23 protein-coding genes are annotated in these 23,988 nt (G+C 64.5%); 14 read left to right on the top strand and 9 right to left on the bottom strand.

The window, feature by feature from the left end; translation table 11 throughout:
* Positions 1-37: 37 nt before the first annotated feature.
* Positions 38-406, bottom strand: coding sequence for a glyoxalase (locus tag CH274_RS03270; protein WP_094656705.1), 369 nt, complete (start codon positions 404-406; stop codon positions 38-40).
* A gap of 60 nt (positions 407-466) precedes the next feature.
* Between CH274_RS03270 and CH274_RS03265 the strand changes: the two genes are divergently transcribed.
* A complete protein-coding gene (locus CH274_RS03265) occupies positions 467-937 on the top strand; it encodes a nuclear transport factor 2 family protein (RefSeq protein ID WP_094656802.1) in 471 nt (156 codons plus the stop codon).
* 79 nt (positions 938-1,016) lie between these two features.
* Here the strand turns inward: CH274_RS03265 and CH274_RS03260 are convergent, their stop codons facing one another.
* The 4 genes from CH274_RS03260 to CH274_RS03245 all read right to left on the bottom strand — a co-directional run bounded on the left by CH274_RS03260 (position 1,017) and on the right by CH274_RS03245 (position 5,229).
* The gene (locus CH274_RS03260) at positions 1,017-1,805 is read right to left on the bottom strand and encodes an ABC transporter ATP-binding protein (RefSeq protein ID WP_045197814.1); all 789 of its coding nucleotides are present in this window, start codon (positions 1,803-1,805) and stop codon (positions 1,017-1,019) included.
* On the bottom strand, positions 1,802-2,827 hold the full coding sequence (locus tag CH274_RS03255; protein WP_032397023.1) for a FecCD family ABC transporter permease: 1,026 nt from the start codon (positions 2,825-2,827) through the stop codon (positions 1,802-1,804). Before CH274_RS03255 ends, CH274_RS03260 begins: the two co-directional genes overlap by 4 nt.
* Positions 2,824-3,852, bottom strand: a complete 1,029-nt coding sequence (locus CH274_RS03250; protein WP_094646276.1) for an ABC transporter substrate-binding protein — start codon at positions 3,850-3,852, stop codon at positions 2,824-2,826. The genes CH274_RS03255 and CH274_RS03250 overlap by 4 nt, the downstream gene beginning before the upstream one ends.
* A gap of 177 nt (positions 3,853-4,029) precedes the next feature.
* Positions 4,030-5,229 carry an MFS transporter gene (locus CH274_RS03245; RefSeq protein WP_032397021.1) on the bottom strand — a complete coding sequence of 400 codons (1,200 nt, stop codon included), beginning with the start codon at positions 5,227-5,229 and terminating at the stop codon, positions 4,030-4,032.
* Positions 5,230-5,276: 47 nt separating this feature from the next.
* On the opposite strand from CH274_RS03245, the gene CH274_RS03240 reads away from it, so the two are divergent.
* From CH274_RS03240 to CH274_RS03225, 4 genes are all read left to right on the top strand, one after another.
* Positions 5,277-6,341, top strand: coding sequence for a substrate-binding domain-containing protein (locus CH274_RS03240; RefSeq protein ID WP_032397020.1), 1,065 nt, complete (start codon positions 5,277-5,279; stop codon positions 6,339-6,341).
* Positions 6,342-6,434: 93 nt separating this feature from the next.
* Positions 6,435-7,820 carry a putative bifunctional diguanylate cyclase/phosphodiesterase gene (locus CH274_RS03235; RefSeq protein ID WP_094646274.1) on the top strand — a complete coding sequence of 462 codons (1,386 nt, stop codon included), beginning with the start codon at positions 6,435-6,437 and terminating at the stop codon, positions 7,818-7,820.
* 15 nt (positions 7,821-7,835) lie between these two features.
* Complete coding sequence (locus tag CH274_RS03230) at positions 7,836-8,255, top strand: TIGR03668 family PPOX class F420-dependent oxidoreductase (protein WP_094656704.1); 420 nt, start codon at positions 7,836-7,838, stop codon at positions 8,253-8,255.
* Positions 8,256-8,404: 149 nt separating this feature from the next.
* Positions 8,405-8,965 (top strand): GNAT family N-acetyltransferase, encoded by a 561-nt coding sequence (locus tag CH274_RS03225; RefSeq protein WP_094656703.1) that lies wholly within the window; start codon positions 8,405-8,407, stop codon positions 8,963-8,965.
* On the opposite strand, the gene CH274_RS03220 is transcribed toward CH274_RS03225, so the two are convergent.
* Positions 8,941-9,930, bottom strand: coding sequence for a hypothetical protein (locus tag CH274_RS03220; RefSeq protein WP_256993461.1), 990 nt, complete (start codon positions 9,928-9,930; stop codon positions 8,941-8,943). The genes CH274_RS03225 and CH274_RS03220 overlap by 25 nt on opposite strands.
* A gap of 307 nt (positions 9,931-10,237) precedes the next feature.
* Between CH274_RS03220 and lysX the strand changes: the two genes are divergently transcribed.
* The 5 genes from lysX to CH274_RS03195 all read left to right on the top strand — a co-directional run bounded on the left by lysX (position 10,238) and on the right by CH274_RS03195 (position 16,749).
* Positions 10,238-13,549, top strand: coding sequence for a bifunctional lysylphosphatidylglycerol synthetase/lysine--tRNA ligase LysX (lysX, locus tag CH274_RS03215; RefSeq protein ID WP_094656702.1), 3,312 nt, complete (start codon positions 10,238-10,240; stop codon positions 13,547-13,549).
* A gap of 109 nt (positions 13,550-13,658) precedes the next feature.
* Positions 13,659-14,555: an alpha/beta fold hydrolase gene (locus tag CH274_RS03210; RefSeq protein WP_176459181.1), complete on the top strand. Its 897-nt coding sequence runs from the start codon at positions 13,659-13,661 to the stop codon at positions 14,553-14,555.
* A 100-nt stretch (positions 14,556-14,655) separates the two neighbouring features.
* Positions 14,656-15,660, top strand: a complete 1,005-nt coding sequence (locus CH274_RS03205) for a beta-ketoacyl-ACP synthase III (RefSeq protein ID WP_032397016.1) — start codon at positions 14,656-14,658, stop codon at positions 15,658-15,660.
* Positions 15,661-15,833: 173 nt separating this feature from the next.
* Positions 15,834-16,235 carry a PPOX class F420-dependent oxidoreductase gene (locus CH274_RS03200; protein ID WP_094628988.1) on the top strand — a complete coding sequence of 134 codons (402 nt, stop codon included), beginning with the start codon at positions 15,834-15,836 and terminating at the stop codon, positions 16,233-16,235.
* A gap of 52 nt (positions 16,236-16,287) precedes the next feature.
* The gene (locus CH274_RS03195; RefSeq protein ID WP_179275622.1) at positions 16,288-16,749 is read left to right on the top strand and encodes a DUF4190 domain-containing protein; all 462 of its coding nucleotides are present in this window, start codon (positions 16,288-16,290) and stop codon (positions 16,747-16,749) included.
* Here the strand turns inward: CH274_RS03195 and CH274_RS03190 are convergent.
* The gene (locus CH274_RS03190) at positions 16,738-17,964 is read right to left on the bottom strand and encodes an MFS transporter (protein ID WP_094656700.1); all 1,227 of its coding nucleotides are present in this window, start codon (positions 17,962-17,964) and stop codon (positions 16,738-16,740) included. The two genes, CH274_RS03195 and CH274_RS03190, sit on opposite strands and share 12 nt — an antisense overlap.
* Positions 17,965-18,046: 82 nt before the next feature.
* Between CH274_RS03190 and CH274_RS03185 the strand changes: the two genes are divergently transcribed.
* The 3 genes from CH274_RS03185 to CH274_RS03175 all read left to right on the top strand — a co-directional run bounded on the left by CH274_RS03185 (position 18,047) and on the right by CH274_RS03175 (position 21,170).
* Complete coding sequence (locus CH274_RS03185; protein WP_256988125.1) at positions 18,047-18,958, top strand: LysR family transcriptional regulator; 912 nt, start codon at positions 18,047-18,049, stop codon at positions 18,956-18,958.
* 4 nt (positions 18,959-18,962) lie between these two features.
* Positions 18,963-19,559: a histidine phosphatase family protein gene (locus CH274_RS03180; protein ID WP_045197800.1), complete on the top strand. Its 597-nt coding sequence runs from the start codon at positions 18,963-18,965 to the stop codon at positions 19,557-19,559.
* Positions 19,560-19,664: 105 nt separating this feature from the next.
* Positions 19,665-21,170: a phage infection protein gene (locus CH274_RS03175; protein WP_094656699.1), complete on the top strand. Its 1,506-nt coding sequence runs from the start codon at positions 19,665-19,667 to the stop codon at positions 21,168-21,170.
* Here the strand turns inward: CH274_RS03175 and CH274_RS03170 are convergent.
* Positions 21,105-21,401, bottom strand: a complete 297-nt coding sequence (locus CH274_RS03170) for a putative quinol monooxygenase (protein WP_045197796.1) — start codon at positions 21,399-21,401, stop codon at positions 21,105-21,107. The genes CH274_RS03175 and CH274_RS03170 overlap by 66 nt on opposite strands.
* 99 nt (positions 21,402-21,500) lie before the next feature.
* On the opposite strand from CH274_RS03170, the gene CH274_RS03165 reads away from it, so the two are divergent.
* Positions 21,501-23,027, top strand: a complete 1,527-nt coding sequence (locus CH274_RS03165) for an MFS transporter (protein WP_094656698.1) — start codon at positions 21,501-21,503, stop codon at positions 23,025-23,027.
* Here the strand turns inward: CH274_RS03165 and CH274_RS03160 are convergent.
* Complete coding sequence (locus CH274_RS03160) at positions 23,006-23,911, bottom strand: cutinase family protein (protein WP_094656697.1); 906 nt, start codon at positions 23,909-23,911, stop codon at positions 23,006-23,008. The two genes, CH274_RS03165 and CH274_RS03160, sit on opposite strands and share 22 nt — an antisense overlap.
* Positions 23,912-23,988 lie beyond the last annotated feature (77 nt).

Genomic DNA, 23,988 nt, shown 5'->3' with positions numbered 1-23,988 from the left:
CACAGCGACTCTCCCGCGTAGCGATGACACTCGACAACTATCGAGCTGCCACGAATTCGATTCGATTGCCCACTCCGTCGCGGGTATGGAACCGTCGTCGACCCTGGATCTCCTCGGGGTCGGCCCAATTCACCGGGTAGCCGGCAGACGTCAACGCCGCAGCGGTTGCTTCGACGTCGGCAACGAAAGCCGGGTGCGCCTTCACTGCCGGACGAAAGTCGTCGTCGACGCCGACATGCAACTCACCGTCGGGACCACCCACACCCGGCACCCGGAACCAACAGCCCCCGCGAACGGCCAACAACGGCGGCTTCGGGACCTCCTCCCAGCCCAAGGCTCCTGAGAAGAACGCCCGCTCGAGATCCTCGCCGCCCGCCGGACACGCGACCTGCACATGATGAATCATCGACAGAACGTACCGCCGACTCGATTGACACGTCGATGAACGGTAGGCAAACGTATGGGCATGCAACTGAGATTTCTGGCCGGCATCTCGACGGCCTTCGCATTCAAGCTTCTGCTGATGCGAGCGCTGACACTCAAGCTGCAGCGAGACATCGAAGCGCTGAACAACGGCGACTACCGTCCCCTGCTCGCGTCGTTCCACCGAGACGCAGTGCTCAAGTTCGCCGACGGAGACAGCCGCTGGTCGGGCACCCATCGCGGCCGCGCAGCCATCGAAAGATTCTTCCAGGACTTCGTCGCAGCCGGGATACAAGGACAGATCAGCGAAATCTACAGTGGCGGCGCACCCTGGCGAATGACCCTGCTCGTGCGGTTCGACGACCGAGCCCACGCAGCCGACGGCACCCAGATCTACACCAACCGCACCGTGCTCCTGGTCCGCACGAGCTGGGGGAAAATCATCTCGCAAGAAGACTTCTTCGAGGACACCACACGCATCGACGCATTCGAGAAGAAACTGCGGCAACTCTAGATCCCCCGGCCCGGCGTCACACTGTGTGCCATCCGCCGGTACTCAATGTGACATCCAGTGGCCTTTTCGGCAGTCAATGTCACATCGAGTGGACTCCAGGGTCGGAGGGGGTGGGGCGGCGATAGGTCACCTGGGGGTAGTTGTCGGCATTCGTGACGCTGGCGTTCACGTTGTATACCGTGCGCACGAGGTGTTCGGTGATCACTTCGTTCGGGGTTCCCGATGCAACGATGGTGCCGTGATCGAGGACGATGATTCGGTCGCAGAACATGGCGGCGAGGTTGAGGTCGTGCAGGGCGATGTAGCTGCTCAGGGGTAGGCCTGCGACGAGGGTGAGGATGTCGAGTTGATGTTGGATGTCGAGGTGATTGGTCGGCTCGTCGAGCAGTAGTTCGGTGGGTTGCTGGGCGAGGGCTCGGGCGATCTGGACTCGTTGGCGTTCGCCGCCGGAGAGGGTGTGCCAGCGTCGGGTGGCTTTCGATGCCATGGCGGTGTCGGTGAGTGCTCGTGCGATGGCGGCGTCGTCGTCGGATGCGTCGCCGCCGAGGATGCCGTGATGTGGGATGCGGCCGAGGCGGACGACGTCGCGGACGCTGATGTCGACGTCGGTGTCGGAGTGTTGGTCGACCATGGCCACCCGTCTGGCGACGCGACGTCGGCGCAGTGTTCGCAGGTTGTCTCCGTCGAGCAGCACGTCGCCACTGTCGGGTGCGACGATGCCGGCAAGAATGCGCAACAGGGAGGATTTGCCCGAGCCGTTGGGGCCGATCAGGCCGATGGTCTCTCCCGGTTCGGGCGCGAAGCTGATGCCGTCGAGGATCGGGTGTCCACTCCGGGTCCATCGAATGTCTCTGGCGTGCAGTGTCATCGAGATCTCCTGAGCCGAAAGAGAATCAGGGCGAAGGCCGGAACGCCGATGAGGGCCGTGACCACTCCGACCGGAATTTCCTGTGGTGCGAACACCGTTCGAGCGATGGTGTCGACCCAGACCATGAATATTGCCCCCATCACCACCGTCGTCGGAAGCAGTCTTCGATGGCGCGACCCCACGAGGAAACGAGCAGCGTGCGGTAGCACCAGCCCTACGAATCCGATGGCACCGGCGGCGCTGACGAGGGCGGCCGTGATCAATGCGGTGATGACCAGCAACAGGATTCGCACGTACTTCACCGGAACGCCGAGGGATGCGGCCGCGTCGTGCCCGAAAGTGAAGGCATCGAGGGCCGAGGTGTTGAACAGGCACACCGCCATGCCCAGCAGTGCCACAGTGCCGCACAGTGCCACGTCCGTCCAGTCGGCGCCGCTCAAGGAACCGAGCAGCCAGAACAAGACTCCTCGGGTTTGCTCGGCGTCGGCCGAAGATATGACGATGAACGACGTCAGAGCCGAGAACAGTTGTGTACCTGCCACTCCCGCCAGCACGACGCGGTCGTTGCCGCCGCCCGCACCTGCGGCGAGCAGCATGACCAGCACGAACGACAGCAGCGCTCCGGCGAAGGCTCCGGTGGACAGCGACAGTGCACCGCCACCGACGCCGAGCACCGCGACGACGACGGCACCGGTGGATGCGCCCGACGAGATACCCAGTACGAACGGGTCGGCGAGGGGATTGCGCAGCAGCGATTGCATGATGGCTCCGCACAGCGCGAGGCCTGCACCGCAGACGGCGGCGAGCAGCGTTCGGGGCAATCGCAACTGCCAGACGATGCCGTCCTCGATGCGGCTCACTTCGGCCGTACCGATCCCGATGTGCCCCAGTATCACTCGATACACATCGGATACCGACACGCTGGCCGGACCGATGGTCACGGCCACGCCGATCGAAAGCACCAACACCACGAAGCCACCGAGCAGAAGCGGGATCAGCAACCCGCGATCGGTCCGGCTCATGGGGTGGTCGATCCCCAGTTCTGCAGAGCAGCAGCAACTTTTTCGACCCCGTCGATCGTACGGATCGACGGGTTGAGGTCGGCACCGTTGACGACGATGTACCGCTTGCTCTCGACGGCGGTGAGCCGACTCGTGACGGGATTCGATTCCAGGAAAGCGATCTTGCTGTCGAGAGCATCACCGGCGATGCTCCGTCGGCTCAGGTCCGCGAGCACGAGTGCGGTGGGATCACGATCGAGAACACTCTCCCAATTGACCTGTGGCCATTCGTCGGTGGTGTCGGCGTAGATGTTCTCGGCACCGACGGATTCGGTGATGATGCCCGACGATCCACAGCATCCGGCCATGTAGGGGGTGTCGGTGTCGGCGAACCAGTACGCCAGCGACACACCGGAGGCGTCGACGGCTCCCGATGCCTTCGCGAAGCGATCCTGCAGTTCGGCGATGAAGCGTTCACCGCGATCACGCACGTCGAAGATGGCCGCGAGGTCGCGAATCTCCTGGTAGACGGTCTCGATCTCGAGTGGCGACGTACGCGCGCCGTCGGAGTTGACGCTGTCGTCGGTCTTGCCGTTGCAGTCGGTGGGAGAGAGGTAGCTCGGCACACCGAGCTGCTCGAACTGGTCTCTGTCGGCGACGCCTCCCGGTCCGAGGGTGCCGCCGAACGACGCGGTGACGAAGTCGGGCTCGGCGTCCAACACCACCTCGAGGGAAGGTTTGTTGTCCGCCAACCTGGGCACCTTCGCGTTCTCCGACTCGAGGTTCGCACGGACGGGGTCGGTCCAGGTGGCGGTGCCGACCATACGGTCGGCGAGGCCGAGCGAGAGAAGGATTTCCGTCGAACCCTGATTCAACGAGACCGCACGTTGCGGTGGGGCGTCGACGACGACGTCGCGACCGCAATTGTCGATGGTCAGCGGATAGTTTCCTGTGGTCGGGGTGGCCGCGTCGGTCGTCGCCGTGGACGAACAGCCGGCGAGAACGAGGAACGAGACAGCGCCTAGTACGGCGAGGGTGGTGCGCATCGTGAAGAGCTTCCTGCTGAGGGCTCGTGTCGCGGAGCCGCGGTTGGAGGTGGATCGCGACGTCCGAGCATTCGGACTTCGAGCTCTCACTCGTCACCGTTGCGCGCCAGCTCCGGAATTGCACCGGATTCCCTCGTTCGTCGCGTGCTGACCCTATCGTGCGGGGTACCTCAACGGTCAGCGTGCCGTTGCTGTCACCGGCTCCTGTGCGTAGCGACTCGGAAAGGTTCTGCGCGCCACCACGACCACGGCCAGCGCTGCGGCGACCAGGGCTGTTGCAGCAGCGGTGACGGCCCCGATGCCGCTCAGGTCGATCACCACACCGCCCAGCAGTGCGCCCGTCGCGATCGCCAACTGGAAGGAAACGACGTAGATCGCCGACGCCTTGTCCGCATCGGCCGGGGCGGCTCTGACCACGGCCGATTGAATACACACCGGAAGCGTGGTGAAGGCCAGCCCCCACAACGCGATGGCACCGACGGCGAACACGGCCCAGCTGCCCGGAGCCCCGCTCAGAGTGCACCAGAGAATTGCCACTGCCGCTGCGACCGCACCGAGGGCCGCGATGGTCGAGTGCCGGGGCCACCGGTCGTAGGTTCTCCCGATCACCCAGATGCCGACCACCCCGAACAGTCCGTACAGCATCAGCATCAAGGTCAGGGTGGTTCCCGCCGATCCGATGGCACGGTCGACGATCACCGAGAAGTAGGTGTACGCGGCGAAATGACCGAGGACGGCCAGGAACGTCACTGCACACAGAACGGCCAGGGAGCCGTCGAGCACCCGCGGTGTCTTCTTCGTTTCCGAGACCGCTCGGGTGACCGGTAGTGCTGGGAGGACGAAGTACAGCGCCACCGCGATGGCTGCGGCGACGATGCCGAGAATCGTTGCTGCGGTACGCCATCCGAGCCACTGGCCCAGTGCTGCCGTGAGCGGGTTGCCGGCAACCAACGCCAACGAGGTACCGGCATACACCGTCGCGATGGCCTTGCCCTGCTTACCGGGTAGAGCCAGCGATGCCGCGACCGGAGCGACGACAGCCCAGAAGACTCCGTGCGTTGCCGCGCAGAGCATTCGAGAGATCACCAACATCGGATATCCGACCGATACCGCCGAGAGGAGTTGCGAGAGTGCCAGTGCGGCAACGGTGATGACCACGACGCGTCGTCGGGGCCACTGCCGCACGAACCGGATCAACGGCATCGTCATCACGGCGACGCCGTACGCGTAGAAGGTCAGCAGGAGACCCACGGCGGATTCGCCGACGCCGAGGTCCCCGGATATCTCGGGGAGCAACCCCACGGGCAGCGTTTCCGCCGTGACGTAGATGAATGCGGCTGCGGCGAGCACCAGCAGCTTCGGTAGCGGCGACGACATGCTGTGTATCGTTACACATCATCGGTACCGCGCGCTACAGTGGGCCGGTGAACACTCGGGTGACCATGGCCGACGTCGCAGCGTCCGCAGGCGTTTCCACCATGAGCGTCTCGTACACCTACAACCGACCGAGCCGAGTTTCCGCGGCCACCCGCGATCGTGTGCACGAGGCAGCTGCGGCCCTCGGATACGCCGGTCCCAACCGCACCGCGCGGTCGTTGCGCAGCGGCAGGCACGACAGCATCGGCGTCGTCCTCGGCGAGAAGCTCACCTACGCCTTCGAGGATCCCCAGGCTCGACGGTTTCTGTCCGGCATCGCCGAAGCGTGTCTCGACGCCGACACCGCGCTGGTGATGCTGCCGAACCTGCACCGCGACACCGACAACGCTCGCATCCGAGACGCACAGGTCGACGGGTACGTGGTGTGGACCACGGAGATCGACGACCCCTTGCTCGACGTGCTCGTCGAGACCGGCCGCCCCACGTGCATCCAGGGTGGGCCCGACCACCCCGGCCTGAACTCGATCGCCATCGACGACAGGGCGGCAGCCGACGCAGTGGCCACCGCCGCATTGCACAGCCGATCTCGACCTGCCATCGTCGCTCTCAGGCCCGATACCCGACGCGAATCGACGATCGTGCGTGGCGCGGACGCGTCGGACATCTCGATGCCGGTGACCCGAGCTCGACTCGAGGGTTACCGAGACGCATGCCTGCAATCGGGGATCGAATGGTCGACGGTACCGACACTGTTCACCACCAACAACGCCCGCCCCGAAGGGGACCGGGCAGCGCAGGTGTTGTTGCAGGACAACGCTATCGACACATTGCTCGTGATGAGCGACGAACTTGCCCTCGGGGTGCTCGATGCTGCGGCCACGGCCGGAATCGACGTTCCGGGGCGACTGGCCGTGACCGGGTGGGACGACTCCCCTGCCGCGGCCGAGGCCGGATTGACCACCGTTGCGCAGTCGCTGTTCGATCAGGGCCGGTCGGCGGCTCGGTGGGTGCTCGGACTCAGCGACAGCGTGGACGACGCGATCTGGAGCGTCGAAGAACGAGCATCGACAGGACGCGCAAACGGCCCACAAACCAAGGACACCGTGATCTAATAGTCCTAAAAAAGGGGATGCTCCCTGTTTATAGCGTTCAAGCAGACTCTTCGGCTAGTATCATCCATGGCTGTCCGGCCATGAGGGGGAACAGTGAGCCGAGAGCACGACGCGCCGCCCCGTCATGTCGCCGCGGTCACCTCAGCCGCCGCCGTAGGCGGAACAGCCGCCCAACGCGACGCGCTGACCGGTCTTCCGAACCGCGTCGAGATCCTTGCCCTCATCACCGACGAGCTCGACCGACGCACCCCGGATCGTCAGTTCAGCGTCCTGCTGGTCGACATCGACGGATTCCGAGAGTTCAACGACGCCCTCGGCCCCGCCCAGGGCGACAGCCTGCTGTGCATGGTCGCCGACCGACTGCTCGCCTCCACCCGCCCCGGCGACACCATCGGCCGACTCACCGGCGACGAATTCGTCGTCATCGCACGGGGCTGCCACTCCATAGCCGCGCGCGCCCTGGCTGCCGGATTCGCGAGCATCTTCGAGCCCGCCTTCGAGCTCTCCGGCCGCCAACTCACCCTCACCGCCAGCGTCGGAGTCGCCTCGAGTACCACCACCGACATCAGCGCCACCCAACTGGTCCACAACGCCACCGCAGCCATGCACGCCGCCAAAGCCGTCGGACGCAACGAACACCACGTCTTCACCGACGAGCTCCACCACACCAACCGCACCCGACTCGAACTCATCGAACGACTACGCGGCACCGCCATGGTCGAGCGCGAACTGACGATGGTCTACCAACCCATCGTCGAACTCGCGACGGGAACGGTCGTCGGGGCCGAAGCACTCATCCGATGGAACCACCCCGAACTCGGCCTGCTGATGCCCGACACCTTCATCCCCCTCGCCGAGGACGCCGACCTCATCGTCCCGCTGAGCATGTGGATTCTCGCCGAGGTCGCACACACGATCGCGGACTGGCAGACCCGCAACATCCACCTCCAAGTGGGCGTCAACATCAGCCCAGCCCACTTCGCCACCGGAACCCTCGCAACCGACGTCATCGACACCGTCGACACCTACGGCATCGAACCCGGACGACTCGCCCTCGAACTCTCCGAATCACAGACACTCCACGACCTCGACGCAGTCCACTACCAACTCCGCGACGTCCAACGCCACGGCGTCCTCATCGCCATCGACGACTTCGGCTCCGGCTTCTCCTCCCTCGAACGACTGGCCACCCTCCCCGTCGACACCCTCAAGATCGACAAATCCCTCACCCAACACCTCGACAGCGACAACCTGCACCGACGCCGCGCCATGACCACGCTCTGCACAGCCCTCGTCGACGTCACCACCACTCTCGGCAAAGACACCGTCATCGAGGGAATCGAGACACCGGAACAACTCCAGATCTGCACCGACATGGGCGTAACCTTCGGCCAAGGACACCTACTCGGACGCCCCATGTCCGTTGCGGCACTCGAACAATTCATCACCCGACACAGCACCCACAGCGAATCCGCATAACCCGAGGAACCGAACGTGAAGATCGACAACGAAGTCCAACGCTTCACCGCCGCACCCCGAGCCCAACTCTCCACCATCAACCCCGACGGCACACCACACCTGGTCCCGATCGTCTTCGCCGTCGCCCCCACCGGCGACCGAATCTTCACCGCCATCGACTGGAAACCCAAGACAACGCAGAAACTCCAGCGACTCGACAACATCCGCGCCGACCCCGCCGTCAGCCTCATCGTCGACCACTACACCGACGATTGGTCCCAACTCTGGTGGATCCGCGCGGACGGATCCGCCCACATCGTCGAAACCTCCAGCGCCGAAGGCACATCGGCCACCGACGCCCTGGTCGCGAAATACAGTCAATACAAAAACAACAGACCCGGAGGTCCGGTCATCATCATCGACAAACTGTCCTGGAGATCCTGGTCGGCTTCCTGAACCCCGCCCTTGCCGCTGCCCCTTGTCCACTCAATGTGACCTTCGGTGGCCTTTTCGCCCGTCGATGGCACATCGAGTGGACTGCGAGCGGGTGACAGTGCAACGAAATTCGTTGGCAGATCGGGTGCACTGTTGACACACTGCTGGCCATGCTGGATGTACCTCCCGATCGGATTGTCACCGGCCGACTTCTCATTCGTCGCGAGTCGGCCGGCGATGCCGACGCCGTTGCCGACGTGATCGGTCGCAATCTCGCGCGCCTTGCGCCGTGGATGGGGTGGGCGACTGAAGAAGCTGCCCAGCCTTCGGTGCAATCGGCTCGCATTGCGGAGGCCGTCGAGCAGTGGAATGCCGGGGAGATGTTCGATTACGGAATTTTCGAGCGCGACGGCGGTGCGTTTCTGGGCAAGATCGGGATGCATCGCCGGATCGGCCCGCACGGCATCGAATTGGGTTACTGGCTCGACGCCCGGGCCGAGGGACGTGGGATGATCAGCGAGGCCGTCGCCGCCCTCATACGGGAGGCCTCGAGGCTGGACGGAATCAATCGAGTCGAAATTCATTGTGACGCAGCGAATCTCCGGAGCCAGGCCGTACCCAAGAGGCTTGGATTCGTGCTGGACAGGATCGAGCATCGGCCGATCGCAGCTACGTCCGAGACCGGCAAGCACATGGTGTGGGTGTATCAACCCGAGCGACTACGAGCCTGATCCGCTCGCGGCCGGACCGTGACATTCGGTCGCGGTCGCGCCTTGGCCTGCTCGTAACGCGCACGAAGGTCGGACAGAACGCGTTCCGGGTCCTCCCGAATATCGCTCGGCAGATGTGTCACCACGATGAGGCCGGCATTCTGCGCTCGTTCCCGACGCGCCACCGTCGCCCTGTGCGCCGCGGGCGAGAGATGGTATTCGAGCGAATCGATCTCCCAATCCAACGCGACATCGTCGAGCCAGTTGTCGGCTATCAGCAGGAACCTGCCCTGCTCGTCGTGGACAGCCACGTTGTGCTGCATCGTCGGAAGTCCGCTGCGCGCGTACAGCTTCTGGGCCTGAGCCTCCGCCACCGAGTGCGCACCTGCAGCCAGTTCCCTCAGAACTCGACGTGGCATCGCAGTTCCCCGCGTACTACCGGCGTTCAGTTTCTTCATGATCGCGGCCACGGTAGCCGCACCTCGCTGCACGACACCGGCAATCAACGCCATGCACTGCTCGGCATTCTTCATCCGTCGAACTGCATCGCACAGACACCGAACGATCGGGGCGACGCGAAGTCCCGACTTGATTTCCGCCGTCGGCATTCGCCACGTCCGCTCCACGACAGCGAAGCCCACGGACTTGCGATGTTGCGGCTCGGGAATCAGTGCGAACGTCTCCTCCAACGAACCCGACGGGCCCAATCCATGCAACGCCAGCCCTGCCCGACCGCTGATGAGAGCATCCTTGCCGCAGTAGATCGCCACCGCGGTGGCGCGTTCGATCGGCGTCAGCGAACGATTCTTCAAGAACACCAACCCAGGTAACGCCCGTGACCAGCTGCCGTCCGGCTGGGTGCGTCGAACGATGGTCTTCGACGCCACCCCGAGCTCGAGTAAGTGCGCTGTCCTCATGAAGCCGCGATCCGACGCAGCCGCGATCACCTTCGCATCGACTCGTGCTCCACCCCGCTTCATGGCCATGATGATGCACAGTCCGCGCACCCCGAATCCGCCGCGACGACGGGAAACGAACTGCCCTGTGGATAACTCACTCCCTGTGGACGAACCCTTCACCCACGCGCGCCGAGGCGACGTCGTATCGAGATCCAACGCACCCGAAGATCCGCCGCCCGCAACCGACCCGATGTCCACTCGATGTGACATCGACTGTCGAAAAGGCCACTGAACGTCACATTGAGTGGGCGGGGGTGCGGGCAATGGGCAACTGACTCGTGTCAGCGGGGATACCGTCTACGGTGCAAGTGCATTCTGACTTCGGGAGTGAGATATGACGGCGACAGCAGTTTCCTCGGAGCGGTCCGGGTCCATGGTTCCGCGGTCGTTCGTGCCACCCGAGCGCGGTCGTTTGAGTGAGGTTCCGCATATCGCGGGTCTGGTGCTCGGTGTGTTCGCGGTGTTGTTGTTTCTGTGGAGTCTGTCGCCGACTCTTCGTTTCCTGATTCACGTTCCGCGTGAGTACGTCGACAGCTATTACTTCGATGCTCCCGATACGAGTTTGTCGTGGGCGCTGGTGGTCGGTTTGTTGGCGGCGGCGTTGGCGAGTCGTAAGCGCATTGCGTGGTGGTTGCTGACGATCTATCTGGTGTTGTTGGCGATCACCAATGTGGTCGAGGGGATCACGGACAAGAGCGTCAATTCGTGGATTGCGCTGGCTGTCCATGTTGTGGTGACGGGGGTGTTGATCGCCGCGCGCAAGGAGTTCTACACGCGGGTGCGTCGTGGTGCGGTGTGGAAGGCGCTCGGGGTGCTCGTGCTCGGCGCGGCCGTCGGGACGGTGATCGGGTGGGCGCTGGTTGCGCTGTTCCCCGGGTCGTTACCGGAGAGTCAGACGTTCCTGTGGGCGTTCAATCGCGTGACGGCGTTGGCGACGGTGGACAACGAGCAGTTCGACGGCAGGCCGAACGGCATCGTGAACACGGCCCTGGGTCTGTTCGGAGCGTTGGCGTTGTTGGGGGCTGTCGTCACGTTGTTTCGGTCGCAGCGGTCGAGCAACGCGCTCACCGGTCGCGACGAGTCCGCGCTGCGTGGCCTGCTCGACAAATGGGGTGCCGACGATTCCCTCGGCTACTTCGCCACTCGCCGCGACAAGGGCGTCATCTTCGCCACCAGCGGTAAGGCGGCGGTGACGTATCGCGTCGAGGTCGGCGTGTGTCTGGCCAGTGGTGATCCGATCGGAAATCCCGAGGCGTGGCCGCATGCGATCTCGGAATGGTTGGACCTGGCCGAGAAATACGGCTGGACCCCAGCTGTCATGGGCGCCAGCGAGATCGGCGCGACCGCGTACAAGCGGGCCGGACTGAGTGTCCTCGAACTCGGCGACGAAGCAATCCTGAAAACCAAGGATTTCAATCTCAATGGACGCGAGATGCGCCCCGTGCGTCAGGCGGTCAACCGGGCTCGTAAAGCGGGTGTCGTGGTCACCGTGCGTCGTCATCGTGACATTTCGTCGGAGGAGATGTCGGAGATCATTGCCTGCGCGGATGCGTGGCGCGATACCGAAACCGAGCGTGGTTTCTCGATGGCGTTGGGTCGACTGGGTGATCCGCTCGACGGCGATTGTCTTCTGGTGCAGGCAGTTCAGGGCGAGAAGGTGATCGGCGTTCTCTCGCTGGTGCCGTGGGGTCGCACCGGAGTGTCCTTGGATCTGATGCGTCGTGATCCGGCGTCGCCCAACGGGGTGATCGAACTGATGGTGACCGAACTCGCCACCAGCGCCGATCATTTCGGCGTCGGCAAGATCTCGCTGAACTTCGCGGTGTTCCGCGCGGCGTTCGAGGAGGGCAGCCGGATCGGTGCCGGGCCGGTGTTGCGAATCTGGCGCAGCGTGCTGGTGTTCTTCTCTCGGTGGTGGCAGCTCGAGGCCCTGTATCGCTCGAACGTGAAGTACCTTCCGGAATGGGAGCCGCGCTACCTCTGCTTCGCAGACAATCGGGTGTTGCCCAAGGTCGGCGTCGCGTCGGCCATCGCCGAGGGCTTCTTGACCCTGCCGACCTTCCGACGCGCCTCGAAGCACACCGGTTCTCACGTTGCGGTGCCCGCGGCTCTGGCCGACGCCGACGACATTCATCCCGACGGCAGCGGCCCCGACAGCGTCCCGGACGAGCCGACACCGGGCCGTAAGCGTCCCGACCAGGTGCGCGTACGCATGTCGAAACTCGATCGTCTCGAACGCGAGGGCACAGAGGGCTATCCCGTCGCCTATCCCCCGACGCATACGGTCGAGGCGGCGGTGGCCTCGCCGCAGGGCACAACGGTACGAATTGCCGGACGCATCCTGCGGATTCGCGACTACGGCGGTGTCGTATTCGCTGTGGTGCGTGACTGGTCGGCCGATATCCAGGTTCTCTTCGACCGCGATCGCGTCGGGGATTCGATCGAGAACTTCGACGCCGATTTCGACCTCGGCGATCTCATCGAGGTCAGTGGCGCGATCGGCCGCAGCAAGCGTGGGGAGCTGTCGCTGCTCGCGACGGACTGGCGAATGAATGCCAAGTGCTTGCATCCACTGCCGGACAAGTATCGCGGACTCACCGACCCGGAAGCTCGGGTGCGGCAACGCTACGTCGATCTGGCCATCAATCGCGATGCTCGTGCACTGATGATCGCCCGATCCAATGTCGTGAAGTCACTTCGTGATTCGCTCGGCGAGCGCGGATACATGGAGGTCGAGACACCGATTCTGCAGCAGGTTCACGGCGGTGCCAACGCAGCACCGTTCGTCACCCACATCAATGCCTACAACCTCGACCTCTACCTGCGGATCGCACCGGAGCTCTATCTCAAGCGCCTGTGTGTCGGCGGCATGGAGAAGGTGTTCGAGATCGGCCGCGTGTTCCGCAACGAAGGCGCGGACTTCAAGCACAACCCCGAGTTCACGATCCTCGAGGCCTACGAGGCCCACAGCGACTACGAACGCGCAATGGTGTTGTGTCGCGAGCTGATCCAGCGAGCAGCCGTCGCCGCGCACGGACGCGAGATCATCCTGCGCCCGGATGGTCCGAACGGGGAAATGATCGAGATCGACATCTCCGGTGAATGGCCGGTCAAGACGTTGCACGGTGCCGTCGCCGAGAAGTTGGGAGTGCCCGTCGAACCGGCGACTCCTCTGGAGGAGCTACAACGCCTGTGCGACGAGAACGACATTCCGTACGAGAAGACCTGGGATGCTGGGGCCGTCGCGCAGGGAATGTACGAGCATCTCGTCGAGGACTACACCGAGTTCCCCACTTTCTACAAGGACTTCCCGACGTCGATGTCGCCGTTGACGAGGCCGCATCGGAGCATTCCGGGCGTCGCCGAGAAGTGGGATCTCGTCGCGTGGGGTGTGGAGCTGGGTACCGCGTACAGCGAGCTGACCGACCCTGTCGATCAGCGGCAGCGCCTGACCGAACAGTCGCTGTTGGCGGCCGGCGGTGACGAGGAAGCGATGAGCCTGGACGAGGATTTTCTGCAAGCACTCGAGCACGGGATGCCGCCGACCGGCGGTCTCGGCATGGGAGTCGACCGGGTCGTCATGCTCATCACCGGTGGCAGCATTCGGGAAACGCTCGCGTTCCCCCTGGCCAAGCCGCGTCAATGACCTTCCCTCGTGACCGATCCACGCACACGAGTGTGCAAAACGGGGAAAATGATGGAAACTGGAGCGTGAAACAGTCGACAGGTCGGTAGAGCATCGTGGAGTACCAAACATGGACAGCGGGGATCGAGCCGAACGCAGTGCGTTGTTTCCCGTGAAACATCCTCCCGGTCAGTACGTCGAGGTGGACGGGCAACGTCTGCATCTGTTCGTACGCGGAACCGGCCCCACGGTCGTCCTGTGCGGAGGCCTCGGCAGTAACTGGTTCGACTGGAACGACACCGTCGACATCCTGAGCGCCCACCATCACGTGGTCGTTCTCGACCGCCCCGGCTTCGGACTCAGCGACCCCTTGCCCGCCGGTGCCACACCCACCGTCCGCGGGGAGGCAGACCGAATCATCGGTGTCCTCGACGCACTCGGAGTCACCGACCCGGCCGTCGTGGTAGGTCATTCGATAGCCGGCTTCTACGCAGAAGCTGTGGCCCGGCTGTACCCGTCGCGCACCCGCGGAATTCTGTTGCTCGATTCCAGCGCCGAATCCGACCCCAGACGCTTCGTCCCGACCGTCGTGCGCGTCGAGGCCGCCCACGTCATCGCCACCGCGCTCAGCAAGACCGGCCTGCAGAAGCTGGTCGGACCGCGTGTGCGACGCGTCCTCAATCAGGCGACACCGCCCGACGGCACACCGCAGGAGACGTTCGACTGGGTCGACGACATCTATCGACGACCCACCTACCTCGCCGCCGCCCTGGTGGAAGACGTCGTCTACCCGGACCTCGCCGCCGAACTGAACAGAATGCGGAAGCGTTCGCCCCTCGTCGTTCCGGTCATCGTCGCCGCAGCCCACACCGGACGACCCTCCCCGTGGGGCAAGCGATGGATCAAGACTCAACGCAAGCTGGCCGCGTATCTGCGGGCCGACTTCACTGTCGTCATGCCCGCCCACCACCACGCCATGATCGACAAGCCCGCCGAGGTCGCAGCCCTCATCACCGAACTGGTGTGAACTCCTCGAGGCGACGCACGTAACGTGTGTCACCGAGCCCGTAGCCCAAGACCCGAGCCGAAGCTCGGCGATGGCGCGGTAGCACGAGAGGAAATTGAAGATGGGTGCGATCAGCACGACGCAGGGACGACAGTCGAAACTACTCGGACTCGGCGTTCACCGCCCCGAGAGAGTCGTGACCAACGACGAGATCTGTGAATTCATCGACTCGAGCGACGAGTGGATCCAGACGCGGTCCGGAATCAAGAACCGGCGCTTCGCCGATCCCAAGGAAAACGTCGTCGAGATGTCCATCGCGGCAGGTCGTAAGGCCCTCGAAGCCAGTGGAATCACCGCCGACCAAGTCGACACCGTCATCGTCGCCACCTCGACGCATCTCGAACTCACACCCCAAGCAGCTGCAAAAGTAGCGCACGGACTCGGCACCAAGGGGCCGGCCGCATTCGACATCTGCGCCGGCTGCGCAGGCTTCTGCTACTCCCTCGCCGTCGCATCGGACCTGGTCAAGGCCGGAACGTCCAAGTACGTCCTCGTCATCGGTGCAGAACAGCTCAGCGTCACCACCGACCCCTACGACCGCACCACCCGCTTCATCTTCGCCGACGGCGCCGGTGCCGTGGTCGTCGGCCAGAGCGACGAAACCGAGATCGGACCCGCCGTCTGGGGCTCCGACGGCTCGCAATCCGACGCCATCGTCCAGACCACCGACTGGTACGACTACATCACCGAAGAAGGCCTCGAGCGCCCCTGGATCCGGATGAACGGAATCTCCGTCTTCCGCTGGGCCGCCTTCGAGATGGGCAAGGCCGCGCAGCGCGTCCTCGACGTCGCCGGCATCAAGACCGACGAACTGCACGCCTTCATCCCCCACCAGGCCAACAGCCGCATCACCGAACTCCTCGCCAAGAGCCTGAACCTGAACGAGGACACACCCGTCGCCAACGACATCGCCGAAACCGGCAACACCTCGGCAGCCTCGATCCCCCTGGCCATGGAAGAACTACTGCGCACCGGCAAAGCAAAAGCAGGAGACACAGCACTGCTGCTCGCCTTCGGTGCCGGACTCTCCTACGCCGGACAGGTAGTCAAACTCCCCAACCTGTAGTCGCCGATCCACACCGGATGCACCCGATTCCCGAGTGCACACCCTTCACCCCAGTGCACTCGATGTGACATTGAGTGGCCTTTTCGGCAGTCAATGGCACATCGAGTGGACTCCGGGGGACGCTGTGGGGCGATTCGGGACCCAAGGCGGGGGTCGAGTCGTACTGTTGTCGTATGCCCAAGCCTCCGTTGCCCGATGCCGCTGTCGAATTGCTGAAGAAGGCCAATCCCGCGGTCATGGCGGTGGTTCGTGCAGATGGAACGCCGATCACCGCACCCACGTGGTATCTGTGGGAGGACGGGAAGGTCGTGCTCAATTTCGATGCGTCGCGGAAGCGTCTCGAGCACATCAAGGCGAATCCGAAGGTCTCGATTTCGGTGTTGGACGAGGCCAGTTGGTACACCCATGTGACGGTGCACGGTTCGATCGAGTTGCAGGACGATCCCGATCTGGTCGACATCGACCGCATCTCGACGCATTACACCGGCGATCCGTATCCGGTTCGGGATCAGCCGCGCGTGACCGGATACGTCACTGTCGACGCCTATGTGGGGTGGGGCAAGCTCGGCACGTAGCGCCGAGGGAGAGCGGTTGCGGACTGCTGTCTCCAGGTGCCACACTCCCGCCATGGGTTATCCGCAGGGTGAGAGCAACGATCCGTTCGACGCAGCGAACAAGGATCAGCCGTACGGCGGGCAGCAGTACCCGCCCTATCAGAACCCGAATCCCCAGTACCCGAACCCCCCGCAAGAGAGCCCCCAGTACCCGAACCCGCAGCAACAGTATTCGCAGTACGGGAATGCGCCGTATGCCGGCGGGTATCGCGCTCCGGCGTCCACCAACACCTTGGCGATCGTGTCACTCGTGTTGGCGATTCTCGGTCTGACGTTCATTCCGTTGATTGCGTCGGTGTGCGCGGTGGTGTGTGGCCACATCTCGCGCGGTCAGATCAAGCGCACCGGCGAAGGCGGATCGGGTTTTGCGACGGCGGGCCTGATCGTGGGTTACGTCTCGATCGCGCTCTTCGTCGTCATCGTGGGTGCGATCGTCATTTTTGCCCTCGCTGCCGCAAACACGTCAACCTACTGATACCGGCTTCGCCAATCGGCCGTTCATGCACGCGGCCCATACGCCTGCGATCACTGCCAACGCAATGACGAACAGCGCCAACGCGTTCCATCCCTGGGATTGGAAGACGACGCCGCCGATCCAGCCGACGACGGAGGATCCGCCGTAGTAGAAGAGGTTGTACAGCGATGTCGCCTGGGCTCGGCCGTGGACGGCTCGTTGTCCGGTCCATCCCGACGCGATGGCGTGGGCGGCAAAGAATCCCATGGTCAGGATCACCAAGCCGGTCAGAATGACGGCGAGATTCGACGCCATCGTCAGGGCAACTCCGGCGATCATCGTGGCGGTGGATCCGGCGAGCACCACCGATCTGCCGTGCTTCGTCGCGAGATTGCCCGCTACCCGTGAGGACACGGTACCGCTGAGGTACGCCACGAAGATCAGGCTGATCAGAGACTGCGGGAGTCCGAAAGGCACGGCCTCCAAACGAAATCCGAGGTAGTTGTAGATCGCGACGAAGCCGCCCATCAGCAGAAATCCCTGGCCGTAGAGTGCCGCCATCCCCGGCTCGCGCAGGTTCACCCACAGCCGTCCGGGTAGGTCACGAATTTGGCTGTCCACGAGCGTCGTTCGCGGCTTCGGTGCGAGCCAGACGAACAGTGCTGCGGCCAACGCAGCGATCATCGACACGGTCAACGTGCCGATCCGCCAGTTGGTGTATTCCGCAACGGGTCCCGCGACGATGCGGCCGAGCAGTCCGCCGAGCGTCGTACCGGACACGTAGGTCGCCGCGGCCAGGGCTGTGTGCTTGTGATGGATCTCTTCGCTGAGGTACGCGATGGCGATGGCCGGAAGACCGCCCAGTGCAGCACCTTCGAAGAATCGAATCACCAAGAGCACTTCGAGCGACGGCGCGAGCGGAACCAGCAGACCCAACGTCGTGGCGGTGAGGATCGACGCCGTCATGGCCCGAACACGACCGGTACGGTCGGCCGCCACCGACCAGGGAATGACGGACACCGCAACGCCGACCGTCGCGAGCCCGACCGCGAGCGAGGACTGCGACGGCGTGATGTCGAGATTGGCGGCGATGAGGGGCAGGATGCCCTGCACCGAGTAGAGCTGAGCGAACGTTGCGACTCCGGCGAACAGCAGTGCCAGCACGAGCCTGCGGTATTCGCGCGATCCCCTGGGGTGTCCCTCCCATCCGAGCACCTCGGGCTGCGTCGTGGTCATGCAGATCACGTTAGAAGCGCTCACGATATTCGTCCAATGCATGAGACCGGGCAAACCGATACACCAGCGATATGATTCGGGAATGCGTCGTGAAGCGATCGAACTCCTGCCGCTGCTACCGACTCTCGTCGCAGTGGCCGACACCGAACACATCACCGACGCCGCGCACGTCCTGGGCGTCCCACAGCCCACCGTCAGTCGGCAGGTCGCCCGCGCCTCGGCAATTCTGGGCGTCGACATCGTGGAACGACGCGGCCGCGGGATCGTGCTCACCAGCACCGGCCGAGTGCTCATTCCTTATCTCCAGCGGGCGTTGAGCGACATCGACGCCGGCATCGACGCCATGACCGAGCACGACGCCAGAGCCCGCGGCCGTATCGCGGTGGCGTTTCAGAACACCCTGGGCGAGGACGTCGTACCGGCGCTGATCCGCCAGTTCCGCGTCGACCACCCGGCCGTCACGTTCGATCTGGACCAGGGTGCCCGGGCACGCTGCCTCGACCGTCTCGCCGACGGGGTCTCCGACCTGGCGTTCGTCTCTCTCAGCGCCGAACACACCGAGCACAATTCGTTCCAGCTCTACGACGAGCGACTGATGCTGGTGGTCCCGGCCGATCATCGGCTGGCCACGCGCAGGTCGGTCGATCTGGCCGACACGGCCGACGAGAACTACATCGCGATGGGCCACGGCTTCGGGATGCGCTCGATCTGCGACGAGTTGTGGGCGGACGCCGGCTTCAGCCCGCGTATCGCCTTCGAGGGTCAGGACACCCACACGGTGCGCGGACTCGTCGGAGCCGGTCTCGGTATCGCCATTCTGCCGCGAATACGCGCGCACGGCGGTGAGGGCGGAACCGTGGACATCGGACTCACCCAACCGGCCGCGCGCAGGCGAATCGGCATGGTGTGGGATCCGCGGGCCGATTCGCCGCGTCAGGTGGCGGCATTTCGATCGATGGTGCTGCGCAGCGGCAGAACACTCGTGATTAGGTGAGTCGATGCAATTGGTTCTGGTGCGGCATGCCCTCCCGCAACGGTCGGAGACCTCGGCCGATCCCGCTCTGGCCGAACTCGGCGTCGAACAGTCCCAGCGAGTGCCGGGTGCCGTCGCCCGGTTCCCGATCTCGCGAGTCGTCTCGAGCTCGCAGCTACGCGCCGTCCAGACCGCGCAGCCTCTGGCCGATCGGCTCGGTCTGACCGTCGAGCCCGACGATCGCCTGACCGAATACGATCGCGACTTCGGCGGCTACGTTCCGATCGAGTCGGCCAAGACCGAATTCCGTGAGGCATTCGATCGCATCAAGGCCGGGCATCTCCCGGAGCAGGTCGACGAGCAGGCGTTTCGCCGGCGAGTTCTGGACGGTGTCGCCGATGTCGTCTCGGCGAGCGCACACACCGACACCGTGGCGCTGTTCGCTCACGGCGGCGTGATCAACATCCTGCTGCAGGACATTCTGCAGACCCCGAAGGTGCTCGGCTTCCCGATCGACTACTGCTCGGTGACGCGGGTGCTGTTCTCGCGCAGCGGCGCGAGGTCGGTCTCCTCGGTGAACGAAACCGAGCACGTGTGGGACCTGCTGCCCCGCAATCGGTAATCCACAGAGACCTCTTAAACTCCCAGGTCGAGGGCACAAAATAGGGCGTCGACGGTCGTCGACTGGTCGGCGACGCTGCACCGTGCGGTTAGCCTCGAACTCATCATGGGTGAATTGCGTATCTTCCGACGTCCTGCCGTTGCTCTCACTGCGCTGGCGTTTCCTCTGGTAGCGGTAGGTGCATTTGCACTGGGCACCGGCTACGACCTCGGTGGCGAGTCCGCAGCAACCACCACCGTCGTCGCCGACACCGAGCAGGCACCGGCAGCGGACCAGCAGACAGCCGATCCCCTGGCCGCGGCCAGGAGCAGCCTCAACAGCGCATCGCTGCCCATCACGTTCCTCTCCAGCGGTATCGGCCAGCTGACCGACGGCGGAACGCAGCTCAACGACGGCGTCGGGCAGCTCGCCGACGGCATCACCCAGGCACACGACGGAACCATTCAGCTCGCCGATGGATTCGGGCAGTACCGCGACGGCATCGGTCAGCTCGGGGACGGCGCGTCCCAGATCAGCGGTGGCGTCGACCAGGTCGTCGATCAGCTCGCCGGCTTCGGCGCTCTGCAGGCCGATTTCACCGCCAAACTCGCCGCCACCGCTGACCAGGTCGATCGTTTCCCGCACCCGGGATCGGACGCCATCTCCGGTGAGATCCGCGGGGTCATCGACACTCTGAACACGCAGGCTTTCGGGCCCGACACCCTCGCCCAGCTGCAGACCCTCAAGAGCGGTGCTCAGCAGCTGTCCTCCGAACTCAACGACCCCAACAGTCAGTTCCTCGGAGCCACCGCCCAACTCGGCGACGCGACCGTGCAGTTGCGTGACGGACTGGGCCAACTCGACGACGGCGGCCAGCAGCTCAAGGCCGGCACCGATCAGCTCGTGACGTCGGTCGAACCGGTCGAGGGAATCGTCAACGGCATCGCCACCAATGTGCGCGACGCCTCGGCAGCACTTCCGCAGGGAACCGCTGCCGCTACCGACGACGCAGCGTCGGACCAGAACATCGCGGCCACGTCGTCGAGCACCGGAACCGGTGCCACCCCGTATCTGATCGCTGCCCTGGTCGCGCTCGGTGCTCTCGGGTGTGTCAGTCTCGTGCGGGTTCTGGGCAGGGACAGCAAGCCTCGCTGGCTCGCCGTGGCCGCAGCGGTCGCCGCAGTGGGCATCAGCGCCGCCGTTGCGTTCGCCTTCGCCACCGACGCCGCCCTCGGGCCGGTCCTGGGAGCGGGTGCGTTCCTGATCGTCTCGGCTGCGGCCTACCTCGCCGCAGCGGGAGCGATCCAACGGGTGCTCGGTGCCGTGATCGGCCAGATCGTCAACGTCGCCGCGCTCGCGGTGCAGGTCGTCGTCTGTGGCTTCGCATACGCGTCGACGGCACCGATCTGGGGCGATCTCGCCGCCTTCATGCCCATGAGCTACACCGCCGCCGGGGCCCGCGTCATCGCGTCGGGAGAGATGAGCGGGACCGGCTGGCTCGCGATCGGTGCCACGATGGCTCTGCTCATCGTGTCGGCACTCGTGTACGCAAGCGTGCGGGGTGAGTCAGCCGACCGGCCGGAGGGGATGAATGGCGGGCGCAGCCGCGAGGTGGGCCCCGAACTCGCTTAGCGCCTGCTGCAGGTGCGGAGTTTGCATGTGGCCGTCGAGGTCCTCCTGCGACTTCCACACCTCGACGGTGATGAAGGTTCCCGGCTCGATCGCGGACTCGAACAGCTCGTACGAGAGGTTGCCGTCTTCCTTCCGCGATTCGGCAACGAGAGCGGAGAGGCCGTCGCGCACGGCGTCGATGGCATCCGGCTTGGCGATGATCGTCGCGACTACCTTCAGATCGTTGGTCATGAGGTGATTTTTCCTTCGTTCGGCGAGAGACATGTTTCTTCACCGAACGTACTCCCGATCCCCCTAAGCTGAGGTGTCCATTCGGGAAGGGAAACCACAGTGAGCCAGACGGCAACCGACCAGCGCGCCACCGGTAAGGAGTGGCTCGGCCTCGCAGTGCTGGTGGTGCCGATTCTCGTCGTGTCGATGGACATGTCGGTGTTGTACCTGGCCCTGCCGTTCATGACGGCCGATCTCGAACCCACCAGCAATCAGTCGTTGTGGATTCTCGACATCTACGGATTTCTGCTTGCCGGCCTCCTGATCACCATGGGCTCGCTGGGCGATCGCATCGGCAGGCGCACCCTGCTCATGATCGGTGCCGTCGTGTTCGGAGTGGCGTCTCTGGCCGCGACGTTCTCCACCTCTCCCGAGATGCTGCTCGCGGCGCGCGCTCTGCTGGGAATCGGCGGAGCCACCATTGCGCCGAGCACATTGTCGTTGATCCGCAACATGTTTCACGACCCCACTCAGCGAAAGGAAGCCATCGGCCTGTGGACTGCCGGCTTCGCCGGTGGAGCAGCAGTGGGCCCTGTCATCGGCGGTGTTCTGCTCGAACACTTCTGGTGGGGCTCGGTGTTCCTGATCAACATTCCGATCATGGTGGTACTTTTCGTCGCCGCCCCGTTTCTGGTCCCCGAGTTCAAGGACTCCGACCCCGGGAAGTTCGATCCCATCAGCGTGATTCTCGCTATCTCCTCGATGCTCTCGATCGTGTTCGCCATCAAACACGGTGCGCAGGAGGGGATCGACGCGGCAACGATCGTCACCGCCCTCGTCGGGCTGACGCTCGGTGCAGTGTTCGTCGTCCGGCAACGGAAGGCAGCACACCCTTTGATCGACGTCACGCTGTTCGCCGAACGTGCCTTCAGTGCAGCCGTCGTCGTGCAGTTCCTGGTGATTTTCGCGATGACCGGCTTCAGCCTGTTCGCCGCGCAGTATCTCCAGCTGGTAGTCGGGCTCGGGCCGCTCGAGGCCGGATTGTGGTTGTTGATTCCCGCCGCGGCTGCAGCGACCGGGGCTGTGTTGGCACCGACGATGAGTAAGGTCATCCATACGGGCACCATCATCGCCTGCGGCCTGGCTTTCATCGGATTCGGTTGTGTGGCAATGGTCTTCGTCACCAGCGACTCGGGCCTACCGTTACTCCTGACCGGGATGGCTCTGCTGACGTTCGGCATCGGCGCGGCGTCGACGCTCAACTCCGATATCGTCCTGACCGATGCGGCACCCGAAAAGGCCGGTGCCGCATCGGCACTGTCGGAGACCGGAGCCGAACTGGGCGGTGCCGTGGGTATCGCGATCCTCGGCACGATCGGCAGCACCGTCTACCGGCACCGCATGGACGACGCCATCCCCGCGGGTACCCCTGCCGAGATAGCGGACCCCGCACGAGAAACCATAGGCGGTGCCGTCGCCGTCGCGGACTACCTGCCCGAGCCGTTCGCCTCGCAACTGACCACCGTCGCGAACTCGTCGTTCGTCGACGGCTTCAACCTCGCGGCCGGCTGGAGCGCCGGTCTGATGGCCGTCAGCGCTGTGGCGGTTTTCGTGCTGCTACGCCGTCAGACCGCGTCGGCGAGGTAGCGCGCCAACCACCGGGTGGCGGACTGGCCGCCCCCGACCTCGTAGCTCTGGTACTCCTGGTGGATACCCGAACGGTAGAACGCCTCGATCTCACGCTGACGCTGAGCGTTCGCCTGGTCGGTGAGCTGGCCCTGCAACACCGGCAGACCACCGGCCGCGGCGAGGTCCGCGATCAGGGACTGTGCTTCCTGCGAGTACTGATCGGCGACGTTCGGCGCGGGGTTGGACGAGACGGCCAAGAAGCCGGCCAGCCGCGCGACGTAATCGTCCTTGGGCGTCGAGCAGTACAGGTCGCCGACGGCACAGAACGTCCGCACCACGGGGCTGACGTAGCCGAATCCACCGACGCGGGGTCCACCGACCCCGGTTCCGACCACGGCGGGTCCCACGAGAGCGTCGGTATCGGAGCGCTTCGGGTCGGAGATCAGCCCCACGGCGACCACCTTGTCCGCGGGCACCACGCCCACTCCGGTGCCGATGGCCGCGGCGAGATCGCCCGCCGCGTCGGCACCCTGGCTGTACCCGATGATGCCCAATTTCGTTGCGCCACAACGATCCGCCATGGCCTCGAGCATGCCGCCCGCGTTGGCGACGGCTTCGGCACGCGATTGCCCGTACACCTCGCCCTCCCATGGGAACGCGGTCGCGGGATACGAGACGTAGTCGGTGCGGATGTCGCCACCGAGACGATCGGTGACGTCGGTCAGCATGCCCGGCTTGGGGGCCGCACCCGAGCTGGTCTCCCAAGTGCCAGGAATGGCCACGACGTACATCGCCGGACAATCGGCCGGGTCTGCGGCGGCGGGCGAAGCCGTTCCGACGACGATTCCGGATGCAACAGCTGCAGCGACGCCGATACCGGCGCAGATCTTCTTGACACTCATGGGAGGGGGCCTCACTGGTGGTCGAACGCGCTTCGTTGTTCGATCACCACAATGACAGCGGCCTGTGACCATCAGAT

The sequence above is a fragment of the Rhodococcus sp. 06-418-5 genome (genome assembly GCF_002258285.1).
Lineage (GTDB): Bacteria > Actinomycetota > Actinomycetes > Mycobacteriales > Mycobacteriaceae > Rhodococcoides.
Note: the sequence above shows the minus strand (reverse complement) of the source record. Positions and strands in the feature narration are given on the sequence as shown.

Coding starts and splice junctions, on each gene's coding strand:
- CH274_RS03270 (WP_094656705.1), bottom strand. CDS start 406: ATGATTCATCATGTGCAGGTCGCGTGTCCGGCGGGCGGCGAGGATCTC.
- CH274_RS03265 (WP_094656802.1), top strand. CDS start 467: ATGCAACTGAGATTTCTGGCCGGCATCTCGACGGCCTTCGCATTCAAG.
- CH274_RS03260 (WP_045197814.1), bottom strand. CDS start 1,805: ATGACACTGCACGCCAGAGACATTCGATGGACCCGGAGTGGACACCCG.
- CH274_RS03255 (WP_032397023.1), bottom strand. CDS start 2,827: ATGAGCCGGACCGATCGCGGGTTGCTGATCCCGCTTCTGCTCGGTGGC.
- CH274_RS03250 (WP_094646276.1), bottom strand. CDS start 3,852: ATGCGCACCACCCTCGCCGTACTAGGCGCTGTCTCGTTCCTCGTTCTC.
- CH274_RS03245 (WP_032397021.1), bottom strand. CDS start 5,229: ATGTCGTCGCCGCTACCGAAGCTGCTGGTGCTCGCCGCAGCCGCATTC.
- CH274_RS03225 (WP_094656703.1), top strand. CDS start 8,405: ATGCTGGATGTACCTCCCGATCGGATTGTCACCGGCCGACTTCTCATT.
- CH274_RS03220 (WP_256993461.1), bottom strand. CDS start 9,930: ATGGCCATGAAGCGGGGTGGAGCACGAGTCGATGCGAAGGTGATCGCG.
- lysX (WP_094656702.1), top strand. CDS start 10,238: ATGACGGCGACAGCAGTTTCCTCGGAGCGGTCCGGGTCCATGGTTCCG.
- CH274_RS03210 (WP_176459181.1), top strand. CDS start 13,659: ATGGACAGCGGGGATCGAGCCGAACGCAGTGCGTTGTTTCCCGTGAAA.
- CH274_RS03205 (WP_032397016.1), top strand. CDS start 14,656: ATGGGTGCGATCAGCACGACGCAGGGACGACAGTCGAAACTACTCGGA.
- CH274_RS03200 (WP_094628988.1), top strand. CDS start 15,834: ATGCCCAAGCCTCCGTTGCCCGATGCCGCTGTCGAATTGCTGAAGAAG.
- CH274_RS03195 (WP_179275622.1), top strand. CDS start 16,288: ATGGGTTATCCGCAGGGTGAGAGCAACGATCCGTTCGACGCAGCGAAC.
- CH274_RS03190 (WP_094656700.1), bottom strand. CDS start 17,964: ATGACCACGACGCAGCCCGAGGTGCTCGGATGGGAGGGACACCCCAGG.
- CH274_RS03185 (WP_256988125.1), top strand. CDS start 18,047: ATGCGTCGTGAAGCGATCGAACTCCTGCCGCTGCTACCGACTCTCGTC.
- CH274_RS03180 (WP_045197800.1), top strand. CDS start 18,963: ATGCAATTGGTTCTGGTGCGGCATGCCCTCCCGCAACGGTCGGAGACC.
- CH274_RS03175 (WP_094656699.1), top strand. CDS start 19,665: ATGGGTGAATTGCGTATCTTCCGACGTCCTGCCGTTGCTCTCACTGCG.
- CH274_RS03170 (WP_045197796.1), bottom strand. CDS start 21,401: ATGACCAACGATCTGAAGGTAGTCGCGACGATCATCGCCAAGCCGGAT.
- CH274_RS03160 (WP_094656697.1), bottom strand. CDS start 23,911: ATGAGTGTCAAGAAGATCTGCGCCGGTATCGGCGTCGCTGCAGCTGTT.